This window comes from Ectobacillus antri (assembly GCF_003852715.1).
Classification (GTDB): domain Bacteria; phylum Bacillota; class Bacilli; order Bacillales; family Bacillaceae_G; genus Ectobacillus; species Ectobacillus antri.
On the sequence record NZ_RIAV01000004.1, the window covers coordinates 108,571 to 126,496 of the forward strand.

Genomic DNA, 17,926 nt, shown 5'->3' on the forward strand with positions numbered 1-17,926 from the left:
GAGACTGCACATGAATAAAATTACATTAATTGCAACAGCTGCTATGGGCTTAGAAGCACTTGTTGCTCGTGAAGTTCGTGATCTTGGTTATGAATGTCAAGTAGATAATGGTAAAGTTACGTTTGAAGCTACTATAGATGCTATTTGTCGCGCTAATTTGTGGTTGCGTACGGCAGATCGTATTAAAATTAAAGTAGGAGAGTTTAAAGCTACTACCTTTGATGAGTTGTTTGAAAAAACAAAGGCTTTAAATTGGGGCGATTATATTCCGGAAAACGCTGAGTTTCCTGTTGTTGGAAAGTCGGTGAAATCAAAATTATTTAGTGTTCCAGATTGTCAAGGTATTGTGAAAAAGGCAGTAGTAGAAAAGTTGCGCCATACGTATAAGCGCTCTACGTGGTTTGAAGAGACAGGACCTTTGTATCGCATTGAGGTAGCTCTTTTAAAAGATGTTGCTACACTGACAATTGATGCGAGTGGCGTTGGTCTACATAAGCGTGGCTATCGGGTCGGACAAGGCGAAGCGCCGCTGAAAGAAACGCTTGCATCGGCTTTAATTATGCTCACCAACTGGCGAGCAGATCGGCCGTTTGTCGATCCGTTTTGTGGGTCTGGTACAATTCCTATTGAGGCAGCCATGATTGGACAAAATATTGCGCCAGGTTCTAACAGAACATTTGCATCTGAAAATTGGGATTGGATTGGTAAGAAGCAATGGAATCTCGCTCGCCAAGAGGCAGAAGATTTGGCGAAATATGATCAGCCTCTTGAAATTATCGGTTCGGATATTGATCATCGCATGGTCCGCGTGTCGCAAGATAATGCAGATGAAATTGGGCTCGGTGATTCTATCAGTTTTAAGCAAATGCAGGTTAAAGATTTTACAACAAAAGAGGAATATGGATATGTCGTGACGAATCCTCCGTATGGAGAACGTTTAAGTGAAAAGCCTCTTGTGGAAAAATTATATACCGATTTTGGTCGTGTCTTTACAGCACTTGATACATGGTCTGTATATGTATTGACCAGTCATGAACAGTTTGAAACGTTTTATGGAAAAACCGCTTCTAAGAAACGCAAATTATTTAATGGGTTTATACGTACCGATTACTATCAATACTTTGGAAAACGACCACCAAAGCAATAGCATAAGACTCTCGAAAAGTACGTATACTGTTTAGTATGCTTACTTGTAAGGGAGGATTGTTTTATGCGAGATCGTTTTATTGAATTTGATATGATTCAGAGGGCCATTCATCATACACAGCGTGTCATTACAGAAAATGCTTGTCATGAGATAGAAATTGCTAAGGAGCAATACTTAATGGCGCTATCACATGAAACACTTGTGGAGGCGCAATATTTAAAATATATCATAGAGTAAAAAGTTTTCCTATCGCGGAAAACTTTTTACGTTTTATGTAGCTGGAGGAGACTATGGTGATACGAGAAAAGCTTCCATTTGAAGTCGGAAAGCAAGACAACTTTTATGAAAAACTAAATGAGTGGATTGGTGATGTATTTTATGATATTTTGCCTGAAGCGGGATTTGAACTTCGTGATGAACAAATTTTCATGGCGTTTCAATTAGATCGCGCATTTCGAGAGAAAAAAGTCATGTTCGCGGAAGCGGGTGTGGGTACTGGAAAAACGATTGTTTACTTGCTATATGCTATTTGTTATGCGCGTTATACAGGAAAGCCTGCTATTATTGCTTGTGCAGATGAAACGCTTATAGAGCAACTTGTAAAAGAAGAGGGAGATATTGCAAAATTATCGCGTGCTCTTAGCTTAAATATAGATGTTCGTTTAGCAAAATCAATGGAAAATTATCTTTGCTTAAAGAAAATTGAAGGTGTGATGGAAGGTCTACCTTCTGAGGCTATTGAGGATGCATACGATACGCTACCGGAGTTTGTATTTGATCATGGTACATTACAAACATTTGAACCATATGGCGATCGTAAAGAGTATCCACTTTTAAACGATGAAGAGTGGTCACAGGTTTCTTTTGACTATTTCCAGGATTGCTCCACTTGTGATAAAAGACATCGCTGTGGTCAAACATTATCCCGTGATTACTACCGTAAGGCGACAGATCTTGTCATATGTTCACAAGACTTTTTCATGGAACATGTGTGGACGTTTGAAGCACGAAAGCGAGAAGGACAAATTCCGTTGCTGCCGGAAGGAAGTTGTGTAATCTTTGACGAAGGTCATCTAGTCGAATATGCAGCGCAAAAAGCATTAACATATCGTTTAAAAGAAACGATGATGGAGGATTTATTGACACGCTTGCTGCAAAATGATGTTCGCCAAGAGTTTGCGGAGCTTATTGAAGACGCAATTGCACAAGCAAGTGATTTCTTTTATACACTAAAACAACATACAAATGTTACTGATTCTCACCGTTTAGAGATTGCTAGAACAGATAATTTAATTCGAGAAGCAAAACGTCTTTATAAAAAGGTAGAAGAGATTGGCGACGCGCTTGTATTTGAAAGTGAGTTGTATACAGTTGATCAATATGATTTAAATATTGTGGATGAGCATTTAGATATGTTGGAGCATTCCCTAAAGCTTTTTATACATGAAGATAAAGTCATTTCATGGGCAGAAGAAAGTGAAGGTGCACTCACTTTGATTGTTATGCCGCGTGCTGTGGAGGAAGTACTCCGTGAAAAAGTATTTGCTAAACATATTCCATACATCTTCTCATCTGCCACTCTTTCTGAAAATGCATCGTTTGATTTCATGGCGAAAACAATGGGTGTGACAGATTATTTATCTTTCTCGGTTGCCTCACCGTTTGATTATGAGCAACAAATGAAGGTATATTTACGGAATGACGAAACCGTTGCGGAAAAAGTATCTTATGCAGTAAGAGAGATTGAAAAAATAAAGGGGCGAACGCTAATTTTATTCCGCACAAAAGAGGAATTGCAGCGTTTTAAGCAGGAAGTGGATCAACATAACGTTGCCGTACCATTTTTGTATGAAGGTGATCAAGAGATCAGTCAGCTTGTTTCTCGCTTCCAAAAAGAAGAAGAAACTGTGCTGTGCGCGGTCCATTTATGGGAAGGTCTTGATATACCGGGTTCTTCATTATCACATGTTATCATTTGGTCATTGCCATATCCACCGAATGATCCTGTATTTGAGGCGAAACGAAGCAGTGTCGCCAACGCATTCTTAGAAGTGGATTTACCTTATATGATTTTACGTCTACGTCAAGGTATCGGTCGTCTTATCAGAACGAGTGAAGATGAGGGTGTAATTTCTATCTTCTTACACACAGACGAACAGCCTCAGGTAATTGAGGCAGTAAAGAAAGCATTGCCTGTTGTTGGAGAAGTGTTACAATAAGCTTGGCAGTATTGCCAAGCTTTTTTCATAGCTGTTGTCACGCTGAGAATGAATGGAAGGAGAAATTTGATATGAATACATGTGAAACAGAGAGACGATTTTTAGATTATGTAAAAAAGATGATGAATTATGAAGAAGCTTTAAACTTAATGTTTTGGGATTTGCGTACCGGCGCCCCCAAAAATGGAGTAGAACAGCGCTCTGAAGTGATTAGTATGCTTTCGACAGAACTATTCACTATGTCTACTTCTGCAGAAATGAAAGGTTATATAGATGCTCTAGAAGGAAAAGAGCTGTCTACAAAAACAAGGAAAATTATAGAAGAGTGCCGGAAGGAATATGATCGGAACAAAAAGATTCCTGAGGCTGAATATAGTGCTTATGTGAAGCTACAAGCAAAGGCAGAGAGTGTATGGGAAACAGCAAAAGAACAATCAGATTTTGCCATGTTTCAGCCTTATTTAGAAGAACTAGTTGCATATAAGAAAAAATTTATTTCTTATTGGGGTCATAACACCTATAAATATGATACGCTTCTTGATATGTATGAACCTGGGATGACAACGGAGATACTAGACTCCGTGTTTGGCCAATTGCGTGACCGAATTGTACCGCTCGTTAAAAAAATCGCAGCGTCTGACAAAGTATTAAAAACAGAGCCACTACAAGCACACTTTCCGAAAGAAAAACAACGTGACCTCAGTTTAGCTTTACTTCAACAATTAAATTATAATTTTGATGCCGGTAGATTGGATGAAACGGTACACCCGTTTGCTATTACATTAAACCCAGGAGATGTGCGCATTACAACGAAATACGACGAGTCCGATTTTCGTACCGCTGTATTTGGAACCATTCATGAATGTGGACATGCGGTGTATGAACAAAATATCTCATCTGAACTTGTCGGAACACCGCTTTGCGACGGTACCTCGATGGGGATTCACGAGTCGCAATCTTTATTTTTTGAAAATTTTATTGGTCGTAATAAACAGTTTTGGTATAAGAATTACAGCCTGTTAAAATCGTATAGTTCAGGTCAGTTTGATGATATGTCAATAGATGAGTTTTACGATGCAATTAATGAATCAAAGCCATCTTTAATCCGAATTGAAGCAGATGAATTGACATATGCGCTACATATTATGGTGCGTTATGAAATTGAAAAGGGTCTATTTGACGGAGATTTAGAAGTTAAAGATTTACCGCGTGTTTGGAATGAGAAAATGGAAGAATATTTGGGTATTCGCCCGGAAAACGATGCGCAAGGTGTGTTACAAGACGTGCATTGGGCCGGCGGTGATTTTGGTTATTTCCCATCCTATGCTCTAGGCTATATGTATGCTGCGCAGTTTAGACATAAGATGATACAGGATTTACCGCATTTTGACGAATTGCTTGCTAACGGTGATATTAAACCAATTCGTGAGTGGTTAACAAACCACATTCATCAATATGGGAAATTAAAGAAGCCGCTTGATATTTTGCATGATGTAACAGGAGAAGGCTTAAATGCTACGTATTTAGCGGATTATTTAGAAGAAAAATATACAGCGATCTATCAGCTTGTCTAAAAAACAAAGGGGCTGACCCAAAAGCCCCTTTTTGACGAAATTTAACCGAAGTATGTGAAATAGACCACCTCTGAAACCTTAGATTTTACTGGGTTTTCACTGGTGGTCTATTTTTTCATGTTACCTCAGATAGGAGCATTACCATCCTTTTGGGTTAGCCTTCTTTGCGTTTACCACAGTTTAAATCCTTTAGATCCTGGCGGTGCGTTTTCAATCATATCCATAAATGGAATGGTATAAGCGAATAAAATAAGCATTGCTGTAATGCCAAGCCAAAGCTTCCAATTATCAAAAATAAGTGGTGTATGCTCGCACTTAGCTGTTTCTCCGACAGGGAATTCTGTTTCTCCTTTTGGTGCAAGGAACACAAGATCAATATAGATTATCATTGCAATAACAATTCCTACAAACAAGATAGCGCCGCCAACAGCTTGGGCAATTTGATAGGGAATCCACTCTAATGCTTGTGGTGCGTTGCCGTATGTGGAGAAAGAAGAGCGACGAGGGGCTCCTAGTAATCCTGCAAAATGCATGCTAGTTGACATAAAGAACATACCAATGGCCCATACCCAAGTTTGAATAAGGGCAAGTTTATTTGTCTCTTTGGTCATAATTCGCCCAGTTAAATGGGGAATAAGCCAATAGGAAATACCGAAGAATGTTAAAATGACGGATGTGGCGAGCGTAAGGTGAAAATGTCCTGTTACCCAGACTGTATTATGAACGACCTGGTTTAACTGATGACTAGCGTTTACAATTCCACCAGCACCGGCAGGGATAAACATCACCATACCGACAAATGGTGCAAAAAATCTTGCATCATGCCAAGGAAGTTTTTTGATCCAACCAAATGTCCCCGTTGCACCTTTAGATCGTCCGTATTGTTCGAAGGAAGCGAACAGAGAGAAAGCTGTCATTAAAGAGGGAATTACAACCATAAAAGTTAATATGACTTGCAAGTATTTCCATGCTGGGTCAATACCAGGCTCGGTTAACTGATGATGAAAACCAACTGGCATGGAGAATAGTAGAAAGAGAATGAAAGATAGACGCGCTAATGAATCACTGAAAATTTTGCCGCCAATGACTTTTGGGATAATAACATACCATGCCATGTAAGCAGGTAACAGCCAAAAGTACACAAGGGGATGACCGAAATACCAAAATAAAGTTCTGCTGATTAAGACGTCAATTTTATCTACGAGACCTAGGCTCCACGGAATATATTGAATAAGTACAGTGGCTGCAACGCCAAGTGTTGCTACAAGCCATAGCATCATCGTAATCACAGACATAAAGCTAAGAAGCGGACCTGCTTGTTTTGGATGCTTCTTCTTCCAAGAGCCGTAATGTGCAAACATTGCAAACCCACTAGTCCAGCTACCAACTACTACAAGTGCCAAACCTATATAAAATCCAGGATGTGCCATCAGGGGTGCGTAAAATGTATAAAGAACAGTTGCTTTGTTTAACAAAATGAATACAGCTGTGATAACAGTTCCTGTTGTCATCACCCAAAATCCAATCCAGCCAGTGGTTCTAACACGGTTATTTAATGGACCTGCAGTTTTACTCAGAGATGAAAATAAAAAGCCGATGATGAAAAAGGTTGTGAGCACAAGGCCTAGAAGGATACCATGAGTTGTTAAGACTTGATAATAACCAATTCCGGCTGGAAGTGTGAATTTTCCGGAACGAACTAAAACCTGTAACAATCCGCATAATCCCCCTAGTAATAAAGCGATATATGCAACATGAATATGTGCAATAGCTAATTTTGCGTCTCTTTTATTCATTTGTCTGTCACCTCAATTTTCGCGCCCATCATATGATGACCTGTACCGCAATATTCGTTACATACAATTAAATATTCACCTGTCTTTTCAAACACTTGGGTAGCGGTGCTTACATACCCGGGCTCAAGCATCATATTAATGTTTGTACCTGCTATTTCAAAACCATGGACCACATCTTTTGTGGTTGCCACAAAGTCAACCTTAGCCCCTTTAGGAACTGTAATTGTATTAGGTGTAAATGCAAATGCTTGCGTCACAATAGTGACTTGGTAATGGTTCTGACCAATTTTCTTCACGCCAGGTTGGTTAAATGGTTCTGTAATATCTACTTTTTCAGGATCAATTGTAACCAAGCAGCTCGGAGGTTGGTTGCCCATGTAAAAAGCATTAACCCCAATAATCCCTAAAAAGAGAAAGAGAGATCCAATACCAAAAATAAGCCATATCTTTTCAAATTTATGTAAGTGCATGTAGACCCCCCCTTATAACCGATTTATGAACATGGCATATACGCTAAACCACGTGAAAATGATGAAGACACCTAGCAAAAATACAGCGAATAATGTCCCTTTCAAAGTAGATTGGTTTTCTACTTTTGTATGTCTAGTTGGTACCCCTGATTTTGTCATACGTTTATCCCTCCCTTGTTTTAATTACACTTTCATCATACAAAATATTCTGTTCATTTCTACTTGTTCATTGCTTATGTCATAAATTGTTCATTGATACAATAATAACTATGGATATAGTGTAAACTTATCAGGATGCGACCGAAGTAGTATATTGAGATTTAATATTGTTAAAATTTTGTGAAATATGATGGGCAGTAGGTTGATAAAAGGTCAACAATGTGAAAGTCTGATAGAAAAAATGATAAAGTCGAACGTTTAATTATTTTTCTCTTTATTTGTACGGAAAAAACAAAAAGCTCTTTTCAATTTGTGCAAAGTGGGATATAATTCTTATGTAAATTAAATACGAGCACTCATATAATAGCGGGAATATGGCCTGCAAGTTTCTACCCGGACACCGTAAATGACCGGACTATGAGTGGGGACGACGTGTTATATAACTGAATGTGATAATTCAGTGAATTTGGGCATTTCCTCACTCTTTGAGGAAATGCTTTTTTTATTGCGCTTCTCTCCACCATGCATTTGTGCTCCCGATGGAAGGGGATTTTGTATGTTATTGCTACAAGAAAAAATCAAGAACGAAGGAAAAGTACTATCTAATTATGTATTAAAGGTAGATTCCTTCTTAAATCATCAAATCGACCCAGAGTTGATGCGAGAAATCGGAAAAGAATTTGCACGCCGCTTTGCAGCAGAAAAAATTACAAAGATTGTAACTATTGAGTCATCAGGTATCGCTCCGGCAGTCATGACTGCACTGGAGATGGGAGTTAAGGTTGTATTTGCCAGAAAAAGAAAGTCGTTAACATTACATGATGCATACACAGCAAATGTATATTCCTTTACCAAGCAAGAAACAAATGAGATATCCGTAGCCAAAGAACATCTGCACAGCAGTGACCGAGTTTTAATTATTGATGACTTTCTGGCAAATGGACAGGCTGCGTTAGGATTGATTGAACTTGTACAGCAAGCAGGTGCTTCAATCGCCGGAATTGGTATTGTAATTGAAAAGTCATTTCAAGAGGGAAGAAGCTTGCTTGAAAAAGATGGTTTTCGTGTAGAATCTCTGGCTGAAGTGGCTTCACTTACAAATGAGAAGGTTACTTTTAAAGAGGAAGAAGGTGCATTCGTATGAGAAAGCATCCCTTGCAAATCTTTTCGCTGGGCATACAGCATATGCTGGCGATGTATGCAGGTGCAATTATTGTTCCATTAATCGTAGGTGGTGCGCTAGGCCTAAATGGAAAAGAACTGACGTATCTGGTTTCCGTGGATTTATTAATGTGTGGGATTGCTACATTGCTTCAAGCAATCAACAATCGTTTTTTGGGAATTGGTTTGCCTGTTGTACTAGGATGTACGTTTACAGCAGTAGGGCCCATGATTGCGATTGGAAAGCAATATGGCGTTTCTGCTATTTACGGGGCAATTATTGTGGCAGGTTTGTTTATTGTAATGTTCGCCGGTTTTTTCAGTAAACTGGTAACGCTATTTCCACCTGTGGTGACTGGCTCTGTTGTGACTATAATTGGTGTTACCCTTGTTCCTGTAGCTATTAACGATATGGCAGGCGGTGTAGGAAGTGAAGATTTTGGAAGCCTCAGTAATTTAGCCTTGGCGTTTGGTGTGCTAGTATTTATTATTTTGATTTACCGCTTATTTGACGGCTTTATTCGATCCATTTCTATTTTACTGGGACTTATTTTTGGTACGGCAATTGCTGCGTTTATGGGAAAAGTGAGTTTTCAAGCTGTAACTGAAGCCTCGTGGTTTCACGGAGTGAAGCCGTTTTACTTTGGAACGCCCACGTTTGAATGGACGCCAATTATTACAATGATCCTCGTATCATGCGTAGGTATCGTGGAAGCAACAGGCGTGTACTTTGCTTTAGCTGATATTTGCGGAAAAAAAATAGAAAGTCGTGATTTAACAAAAGGGTATCGTGCGGAAGGTTTAGCAATTATCTTTGGCGGCATATTCAATGCATTTCCGTATACAACATATTCTCAAAACGTAGGTCTTGTACAATTGTCCGGTATAAAAAAGCGTGTTGTTATTTATGTGTGCGGTGCATTATTAATTGTATTGGGTTTTATTCCTAAAATTGCCGCTCTTACGACTATTATTCCTAAGTCAGTACTTGGCGGTGCTATGCTCGCTATGTTTGGCATGGTAATGGCTTATGGTATTAAAATGTTAAGTACGGTAGATTTCACAAAGCAAGAAAATTTGTTAATTGTTGCGTGCTCGGTTGGCATGGGTTTGGGTGTGACAGTTGTTCCAACCCTATTCGCAAAATTTCCGGAAAGTATTCGAATTCTAACAGACAACGGTATTGTAGTAGGTAGTTTAACAGCTATTATGTTAAACATGATATTTCATTTATTTGCAAAGAAAAGCAACGATAAAAAAGTAGAAGTAGCAGCCTAAGTAAAAGTTGCATCTCCGTCAGGACAAATTTCTGAAGGAGATGCAACTTTTTTATGTGATATCACATGTTCATTTACAATTATTTTTTATATAAACATAAAATAATTGACACATTAACGTACGTTAGTTAATATGTGTATAGAAGTGTTTTTTAGCAGAGAAGAACACATGATGTAGCAAACCGTCTAGGGACTAGTAGCTGCTTATCCCTCGTAAGATTATCAGCAAAAGCAAAATCTTTTTCGAACTTATTAGATACTACTGTGCAGTTATAGATATGACTTGTGATTCGAAAGTATAGGGAAGGTAAAGCAAACGATTGAAGAACACTCATTATAGTGAAAAGGGGAATGTGTGATGAAAAATGAGTTTGCCAATATAGGAGAGTTGAGAATCCATCACGGGATGCGAAATCGGATTAACAAAAAGGTTATTATATCACTATTTATGCGTACCATTTTATTCGCTCTTTTTGGTGGGATATTCGTCTTATACTTTTTTCTCGAGGGGCATGCGAACCCTTTGCAAGCAGCGGAAAGATGGTGGCCGTTTCAAGCTATTTTTGCCAACATCGTTACATTTTTTGTGTTGCAATTATTTATGAAAAACGAAGGACTAACATATAAAAGTTTATTCTGTACGCAACCAAGACCAATAAAAAAGAATGTGTTTGAAGTACTGTGGCTCGTATTTGTCGGTTTTATAATAGGCGGTGCTTCATTATATATTTTTTCTTATTTACTATTAGGATCACTTATTCCTCCTCCTATTATGTTTCAAGAACTTCCTGTTTGGGCAGTTTGTGTAGCTGTAATGCTGTTTCCTTTATCAAATGCCCTGGCTGAAACTCCTTTATATATTGGTTATGCTTTACCAAGAATACATGCAGCAACTCACAACATCTGGCTCGCTGTATGGATGGCTGGCTTAGGATTGGCATTGCAACATATCACATTGCCTCTCGTATTCGATGCGCCTTATATGATATGGCGTTTCCTGGCGTTTGTTCCCTTGGCAATTGTACTTGGTGTGATATTTACAAAAACGAAACGTCTTCTCCCTATTGTGATTGCACACGGAATTATGGATTTACAGCTCGTTTTGCAATTGATACTCCTTTTACAATAGCTGTGTTACAGCTCAATCATGGGCACTTGTTGATTAGTGTAGAAGGAGAAGACCCATTGACCTCCTGCGACAAACAAACCTCTATATTAAAAATCACCGGTTAACCCGGTGATTTTTGCTTTTGAAAACCATATGTTCCTAGGCGCCATATGTATTCCATAGGCCCTTGTGAAAAGTGATTGAGCCAAAGCTTGCTCGCCCATGCCTGCAGCATATAAAAGCCAATGCAAAATGGGATACCTGTGTAAAGTGGCAGTTTGTTGCTGTTCGTAAAGAATAAGCTAAACAGCGTAAGTGTTGCAATAGTTTGTAGCAAGTAGTTCGTTAGCGCCATTCGGCCCACATATTGAAGGGGTGTAAGCAGGTGTTGCCAAGTTTGATGTAAACGCAGAAGTGTTACTACATAAAAAATGAACAATGTTTTCCCGCTTGCTACTACATAAGGGAATACGGCACCTGAATTATAAATTTCATTTACTGTAAAGTAGGAGATAATTTTATACCAGCTTGGAAGAGTCAATAAGAACGAAATGATTTGTAGCTTTTTGAGTTTACTATCAAGTTCTTGGGTGCGGCCAAAGATATTTTTTTTACCTGCATATAATCCTAGTAGAAAGAGTCCTAATGTTTCTGGTATGTAAACGATGTTAACTGCAATTTGTTCGCTCACAAAGGTAGTAGAACGTTCATTTACTTGCTTAGTCCAATCTGTTAATGGTATAGCATAAGAAGATATGCTCGCTAAGCTACTGTTATGTGGTGTTAAGCTATAAGCAAAAAATACAAACAGCATGAATAAAGAAAGTAAACTAACAGACCAGATTAAGATTGTATTTGGTTTGCGATTGTAAAAGAACAAAAGAAAGCAACCTGCAATTGCGTAGGAATGCAGAATATCCCCGCTCCACAGCAAAATAAAGTGCAGTGTACCAAAAATAAATAACAAAAATAAACGTCGTAAAAATAGTAGCTTTGGTTTATGTGTTTTTTCTTCAGCTCGTTTCATAAAAATATAAAAACCCAGACCGAACAAAAAAGAAAACATGGTGTAAAATTTTGTTTGAATCACTAAATCGTATAAACATCGAACCAATGCGTCAATCCCCATATAAGCTCGCTCCTGTCCTGGAACTTCTATCCCTACTAAAGATGGCCAATTGACAAAAAAGATACCGAAAACAGCAAATCCCCTTATAATGTCTATTGCCTGAATGCGTGTATGTAAGGTCATTTTATCTCTCCCTTCATCATTATTATAGAATATGAGAAAGCAATTTCCAGATTTTTTTACTTTTAACGTGCTTCTCCTGCGATATAATAAAAGGGCACAGCAATACTCTTCAAAACAGGCAATAAATCCCGAGAAAGCTCCCGATGCGGAGCTTTTATTTGTTTTGTGTATACTTTGCTTTCAATAAGGTAAATTAAGGGAAATGGAGAGGATTGGAAGTGAAATGAATGCCTAAAATTGTATCTGTCGGTATCGCCCCACCACCACATGTTGTTTCACAAGATACTGTCGTGCGCTTTGCCAAAGAGTTGTTTGGCGACACCTTCAAGGATATCAACCGTCTTTTACGGATATTCGAGAATGGTCAGATAGAAAAGCGGCACTTTGTTAAAGATCTTGCTTGGTTTGAGTGTGATCATACATTTGAAGAACGTAACAATGCCTACATCGAAAACTCTATATCACTTGGTGTAAGTGCAATTCAGGAATGCTTACAAAACAAGACTTTTTTAAAAACTGCTGTTGCGCCTGAGGAAATTGAAGCCATTTTTTTTATTTCTTCAACAGGTATAGCTACACCAACTATTGATGCTAAAATTATGAATGTGCTTCCCTTTCACCCGCACACCAAACGCATTCCAATTTGGGGGCTTGGCTGTGCAGGTGGTGCTGTGGGTCTTTCACGAGCATTTGAATATTGCAAAGCGTTTCCAAAAGCAAAAGTATTAGTATTGGCCATTGAACTTTGCAGCCTGACCTTTCAGCGGAACGATATATCTAAAAGCAACCTTATCGGCACATCTTTATTCGCAGATGGCGTGGCTTGTGTACTCATCACAGGAAACAATGCAGCATATGACTCTTCTTTACCAGTGCTCCCAGTTTATCGCGATTCACAATCGATACTTATGAAGGATGCTGAGGATGTTATGGGGTGGGATATACGAAATAATGGTTTATACGTTATCTTTTCCAAAGACATCCCAACCATTATCAAAAATTGGCTACGTCCAAATGTGGAAGGTTTTCTTGCGAAGTATAATATGATTGTACAAGACATTGCACATTTTGTTGCCCATCCAGGTGGGAAAAAGGTGTTGCAGGCATATGAGGAAGCACTTGATATGCATGAGGAAAAAACACAGATATCACTTGATATCCTGCGACAATATGGAAATATGTCTTCAGCCACGGTTTTATACGTTCTTTCTAAGTATATGCAAATGGTACAAACACCCGGTGAAACCGGACTCATCACAGCTCTTGGACCGGGCTTTAGCTCGGAACTTATTTTAGTGGAGTGGGAGGAAGTATGAACTTTGTTGTCTTTTTCATATTTGTTGTGTTACAGCGAGTAGGAGAACTTGTGATTGCGAAGAAGAATGAACGCCATATGAAAGAACGTGGTGCGCTTGAATTTGGACAAGCGCACTATACGTATATGGTTCTTATGCATGTATCATTTTTATTATGTACAGCGACAGAGGTAATATGGCTTCATAAATCCCCTTCTCCATTATGGCCTATGCTTTTATGTGTATTCATCATCACACAAATCTTACGTATATGGGTCATCTCGTCTCTAGGGATCTATTGGAATACGAAAATTATCGTGCTGCCGGGAGCTACAGTAGTAAAGAAGGGTCCTTACCGCTTTATTCGGCACCCGAATTACTTAGTTGTCATAGTTGAAATTGTAGTTATCCCATTGTTGTTTCAAGCGTATCTCACCGCCTTTTTATTTACAGCTTTAAATATCGCTATGTTGCGAGTGCGTATTAAGGAAGAAGAAAAAGCTTTAGTAGAAAGTACAACTTATCAAAATGAATTTAACGAAATTTCGCGTTTTACGCCTTAATGCTGTTGATAATCATTCTCTATCATGATACAATTAGTTTAATATTGATAATCGTTATCAGAAGGGCGGCGAAAAGTATGTTGGCAGGCTTTATTGGAGGTACTATCGTTATTTATACCGTTATTACCAAATACGTATTACAGCATGTCGCCGGAGCGGCAAAGTAACTTTTTATAAAACTCCCTTTTTCCAAGTGAAAGGGAGTTTTTTGTTTTGTTAATACAATGAAAATTTAGTAAAATGAACATAGAACATCTTGAGATAAAGGGGACCATAGGGGATGGTTAAAATTATACAATCTAAAGCGCAATCCTATCTGTATCTATACAGTATGTGGAAGCAAAAAGAAGATGCAGAGAGCAGTGAGCGACTAGCCGATGTAATCCGCAAATATGAAAAAGGAGAATTTATGATCGCATTTTGCGGACATTTTTCTGCTGGGAAATCAACTATGATGAATGCACTGTACGGGGAAGATTTATTACCGACAAGTCCTATTCCTACAAGTGCAAATGTAGTCAAGGTGCGCCGTGGTAAAAATCAAGTAGTCGCAACTTTATTGTCAGGAGAGCGCCATTCTTATGAAGGCATCTATACAGATGAGCAGCTGAAGGCGCTTTGCAAAAATGGTGATGAAGTTATTGGAATTGAAATTGCAAGAGAAAATGCGCCGCTTCCGGAAGGTGTAATATTAGTTGATACACCTGGTATTGACTCTACAGATGATGCACATAGATTAGCTACCGAGTCAACGCTTCATTTGGCGGACATTATTTTTTATATGATGGATTATAATCATGTACAATCGGAAGTTAACCTGCAATTTGTTAAAGAGCTAAAAGAGCGCAACAAATGTGTATATCTTGTTATAAACCAAATTGATAAGCATAAAGAGGATGAATTAAGCTTTTCATCGTACCAGGAAAGTGTGGCAGCATCCTTCTCGAACTGGAATATTCATGTGGATGGTATATTCTATACATCACTTCGAAGTGCCAATTATAAGTATAACGAATTCCAAGCGTTAAAGTCGTTAATTGCGAGTCTTATGGAACAACGAGCGACGTATATCGAAACGAGTACAGAGAGAGAAGTTGCATATCTTCTGGAGAAACATAGAGCCTTCTTGCTACACAAACACGAGGAAACATCTGTAGGTGCTGATAATGTGGATATACAAGAGGTTGAACAGATTTTAACGGACTTGTATCGTAAAGAAGAGCAATTATTGCTGCAAAAGCAAACGATAAAAAGTAATTTTTTAAAGGGTTTGGATCAGTTACTGGAAAATGCATACTTGTTGCCGTTTGAAGTGCGAAGTTTAGCCGAAAGCTATCTAGAGACCGAGCTTTCCAATTTTAAAGTAGGATGGTTTTTTTCTAAGACTAAAACACAAAAGGAAAAAGAAAAGCGTTTGCAGTTGTTTTATGAAAAATTTCGTGAGACAGCACAAACGCAGCTTGATTTTCATGTAAGGCAATATCTCTTGACTTTTTTGCAAGAGCAAAACATATACACAGAAGAAGTTGGTAAGCGAATCTATGGTATTTCAGCAACATTCAGCACTTCGCTTTTAACTGATAATATAAAGCGCGGTGCTGGGTTAACGGGAGATTACGTATTAAACTACACAAATGATGTCGCAACAGCCTTGAAAAAACAGATTAAACAAACGGCTCTTCACGTAATGGAGGAACAGTTTCTTTTGCTTGCGCAAAACCTTGAGAAAAATCTCGTAGCAATCCAAAATGAAATTGTTCAGTACGAAAGCAAAAAAACTGCCGAGATGCTTGTAAAAGAACAAGAGCAAAGTATGTATGAGTATATACAAGAGTTGTACAAAGTTTTTGCAGGGGAAAAACAGCCGGAAATAACAGTAGAATTACTACCTAGCGAATCTTATATTACATCTGAGCAAATGTTTAAGGTACAGCATGCAGAAAGCATAAAACTCGTAGAAATAGTTTCTGCTACTCCTTCAGGAGATATCGCAACGGTTATTCAATATATTAAGCAAGCGGAAAAATGGATGAAGAGTGTTCCTGCCTTAAAACATTTATATGAGGAAGCTGTAGAAAAAAGACAGAGAGCAGAGACCAAGCAATTTACAGTTGCGTTATTCGGCGCATTCAGTGCAGGTAAATCTTCCTTTGCCAATGCCATGCTTGGAAATAAGGTATTACCTGTATCACCCAACCCAACGACAGCGGCAATTAATAAAATCATGCCGGTTACACAGGAGCATCCGCACGGAACCGTAGTCGTACAATTTAAGACAGCAGATGCACTTTTGGAGGATTTACAGCACATTTATAAGTTATTTGAACAAAAAGTAACGACTTTAGAAGAAGCTATTGCCGGAATTCCGGCGTTATTGGCGCAATCGTCACCGAATCCAAGGCAAAAAACAACACTAAGCTTTCTTCGGGCGGTGCAATCTGGCTACACGATATTTAAACAGCAACTTGGATGTAAATATAAGACTGAACTTTCACAATTCGCTTCCTATGTGGCTGAAGAGGAAAAATCCTGTTTTGTAGAATATATGGAGCTCTATTATGATTGTGCATTCACGCAAAACGGCATTACATTAGTTGATACACCAGGAGCAGATTCTGTCAATGCACGTCATACCGATGTAGCATTTCAGTATATTAAAAATGCTGATGCAATTTTATTTGTAACTTACTACAATCATGTCTTTTCAAAAGCAGATCGAGAATTTTTGATTCAACTTGGTCGTGTGAAAGATTCATTCGCTATGGATAAAATGTTCTTTCTTATTAACGCGGCGGATCTTGCGGCGGATGAACAGGAGCTACAAACAGTCCAAAGCTATATTAAAGGACAGCTCCTTCAATATGGTATTCGTAATCCGCGCATGTTCCCAATTTCCAGTTTGTTTGCGCTTGATGAAAAACTAGGGAAGAAAGGAAACTACGGTATTCTAATCAATTCCGGTATGAGTGCTTTTGAAGCAGCGTTCCATACATTTGTATCACGTGATTTGATGATGGTTTCTTTAACAGACCTTACAGGAGTTGTACGTTCTGCGGAAAACCTATTGCATAAGATCGTAATAGATGCCAAGGAAAGCATAGATAAGAAAGAAGAAAAGCTTCGTCGCTACAAACAAGAACAAGAGACAATTCAGCATGTTATTGATGCTTACAGTGTATTAACCGAGGAGCAAGCCTTGGCACAAGAAATTCAAGATTTACTGTATTATGTGAAACAACGTGTTTTTTTCCGGTATAATGATGTCTTTTCTGAGATTTTTAACCCTGCTGTTTTACGGAATGATAGCGATTCGAAACAACGCTTACGCGAGTGCATCATAGAAATGGTAGATTTCTTAAAGCATGATTTTATGCAGGAAATTCGTGCAACTTCACTTCGTATTGAAAATTGGATGGATAAACGTTTAATGTTTTCCAAGCGAGCTATTGTGGAAGAGTGCTTAGCAATTCATCCAGGTATAGGATTTTCCGAGCACAGTCGATCATATAAACCTTCCGAGCAAGGCGAGCCTTTTCTAGAGATGGAACCAATACGTTTTAAGAAGGCCATGACATACTTTAAAAATGCAAAAAGCTTTTTTGAGAAAAATGAGAAAGCACTGTTCCAAGAAGAAATGAAGAATGTGTTAGAACCTGAGGCGTCCCGCTATATAGAAGAAGAAGCAGAGCAGCTAAGGCAGCATTATACGAAGGAATGGCAAGCTGCTTGGCAGAAACTCAAGGAGGAGTTACAATCGGATACAGCAGCCTACTTTGAGGGTTTACTTCATGCGTTGTCAGACAATGTGGACGTAATTTCATACGAATATACAAAAGAGCAAATTGAAAAGATTCGAAAAGGGTTAGAGAAAGAGCTAAACATGATATAATAGCTCTGACCAAAGT

At 38.5% G+C, this 17,926-nt stretch carries 14 protein-coding genes and 1 riboswitch; of the genes, 10 read left to right on the top strand and 4 right to left on the bottom strand.

The genetic code is table 11. From position 1 onward, the window contains the following. The first annotated feature begins 10 nt into the window (after positions 1–10). The 4 genes from EEJ45_RS06180 (at position 11) to EEJ45_RS06195 (ending at position 4,940) form a co-directional block, all read left to right on the top strand. Positions 11–1,147, top strand: coding sequence for a THUMP domain-containing class I SAM-dependent RNA methyltransferase (locus EEJ45_RS06180; protein WP_124563922.1), 1,137 nt, complete (start codon positions 11–13; stop codon positions 1,145–1,147). 63 nt (positions 1,148–1,210) lie between these two features. Further along, positions 1,211–1,384 (top strand): DUF3921 family protein, encoded by a 174-nt coding sequence (locus tag EEJ45_RS06185; RefSeq protein WP_124563923.1) that lies wholly within the window; start codon positions 1,211–1,213, stop codon positions 1,382–1,384. A gap of 53 nt (positions 1,385–1,437) precedes the next feature. Then, positions 1,438–3,366 carry an ATP-dependent DNA helicase gene (locus EEJ45_RS06190; protein WP_124563924.1) on the top strand — a complete coding sequence of 643 codons (1,929 nt, stop codon included), beginning with the start codon at positions 1,438–1,440 and terminating at the stop codon, positions 3,364–3,366. 71 nt (positions 3,367–3,437) lie between these two features. Further along, complete coding sequence (locus EEJ45_RS06195) at positions 3,438–4,940, top strand: carboxypeptidase M32 (RefSeq protein WP_124563925.1); 1,503 nt, start codon at positions 3,438–3,440, stop codon at positions 4,938–4,940. A 170-nt stretch (positions 4,941–5,110) separates the two neighbouring features. On the opposite strand, the gene EEJ45_RS06200 is transcribed toward EEJ45_RS06195, so the two are convergent. Genes EEJ45_RS06200 through EEJ45_RS06210 form a run of 3 tightly spaced genes read right to left on the bottom strand, consistent with a single transcriptional unit; the run spans position 5,111 to position 7,365 of the window. Next, positions 5,111–6,736 (bottom strand): b(o/a)3-type cytochrome-c oxidase subunit 1, encoded by a 1,626-nt coding sequence (locus tag EEJ45_RS06200; protein ID WP_124563926.1) that lies wholly within the window; start codon positions 6,734–6,736, stop codon positions 5,111–5,113. Further along, complete coding sequence (locus tag EEJ45_RS06205; protein WP_124563927.1) at positions 6,733–7,206, bottom strand: cytochrome c oxidase subunit II; 474 nt, start codon at positions 7,204–7,206, stop codon at positions 6,733–6,735. The genes EEJ45_RS06200 and EEJ45_RS06205 overlap by 4 nt, the downstream gene beginning before the upstream one ends. 12 nt (positions 7,207–7,218) lie before the next feature. Beyond that, positions 7,219–7,365, bottom strand: a complete 147-nt coding sequence (locus EEJ45_RS06210) for a cytochrome c oxidase subunit 2A (protein ID WP_124563928.1) — start codon at positions 7,363–7,365, stop codon at positions 7,219–7,221. Positions 7,366–7,701: 336 nt separating this feature from the next. Then, positions 7,702–7,803: riboswitch (purine riboswitch) on the top strand. Positions 7,804–7,921: 118 nt separating this feature from the next. Here EEJ45_RS06210 and EEJ45_RS06215 point away from each other — a divergent pair. The 3 genes from EEJ45_RS06215 to EEJ45_RS06225 all read left to right on the top strand — a co-directional run bounded on the left by EEJ45_RS06215 (position 7,922) and on the right by EEJ45_RS06225 (position 10,932). Continuing rightward, positions 7,922–8,509, top strand: a complete 588-nt coding sequence (locus tag EEJ45_RS06215) for a xanthine phosphoribosyltransferase (RefSeq protein ID WP_124563929.1) — start codon at positions 7,922–7,924, stop codon at positions 8,507–8,509. Next, complete coding sequence (gene pbuX / locus EEJ45_RS06220; protein WP_124563930.1) at positions 8,506–9,804, top strand: xanthine permease PbuX; 1,299 nt, start codon at positions 8,506–8,508, stop codon at positions 9,802–9,804. Before EEJ45_RS06215 ends, pbuX begins: the two co-directional genes overlap by 4 nt. Positions 9,805–10,161: 357 nt before the next feature. Next, positions 10,162–10,932, top strand: a complete 771-nt coding sequence (locus tag EEJ45_RS06225; protein ID WP_124563931.1) for a CPBP family glutamic-type intramembrane protease — start codon at positions 10,162–10,164, stop codon at positions 10,930–10,932. A 100-nt stretch (positions 10,933–11,032) separates the two neighbouring features. On the opposite strand, the gene EEJ45_RS06230 is transcribed toward EEJ45_RS06225, so the two are convergent. Then, the gene (locus EEJ45_RS06230; protein ID WP_124563932.1) at positions 11,033–12,163 is read right to left on the bottom strand and encodes a DUF418 domain-containing protein; all 1,131 of its coding nucleotides are present in this window, start codon (positions 12,161–12,163) and stop codon (positions 11,033–11,035) included. A 227-nt stretch (positions 12,164–12,390) separates the two neighbouring features. Between EEJ45_RS06230 and EEJ45_RS06235 the strand changes: the two genes are divergently transcribed. The 3 genes from EEJ45_RS06235 to EEJ45_RS06245 all read left to right on the top strand — a co-directional run bounded on the left by EEJ45_RS06235 (position 12,391) and on the right by EEJ45_RS06245 (position 17,910). After that, complete coding sequence (locus EEJ45_RS06235) at positions 12,391–13,479, top strand: type III polyketide synthase (protein ID WP_124563933.1); 1,089 nt, start codon at positions 12,391–12,393, stop codon at positions 13,477–13,479. Continuing rightward, the gene (locus EEJ45_RS06240; protein ID WP_124563934.1) at positions 13,476–14,021 is read left to right on the top strand and encodes an isoprenylcysteine carboxyl methyltransferase family protein; all 546 of its coding nucleotides are present in this window, start codon (positions 13,476–13,478) and stop codon (positions 14,019–14,021) included. Before EEJ45_RS06235 ends, EEJ45_RS06240 begins: the two co-directional genes overlap by 4 nt. 280 nt (positions 14,022–14,301) lie before the next feature. Further along, a complete protein-coding gene (locus EEJ45_RS06245) occupies positions 14,302–17,910 on the top strand; it encodes a dynamin family protein (RefSeq protein ID WP_124563935.1) in 3,609 nt (1,202 codons plus the stop codon). Positions 17,911–17,926 lie beyond the last annotated feature (16 nt).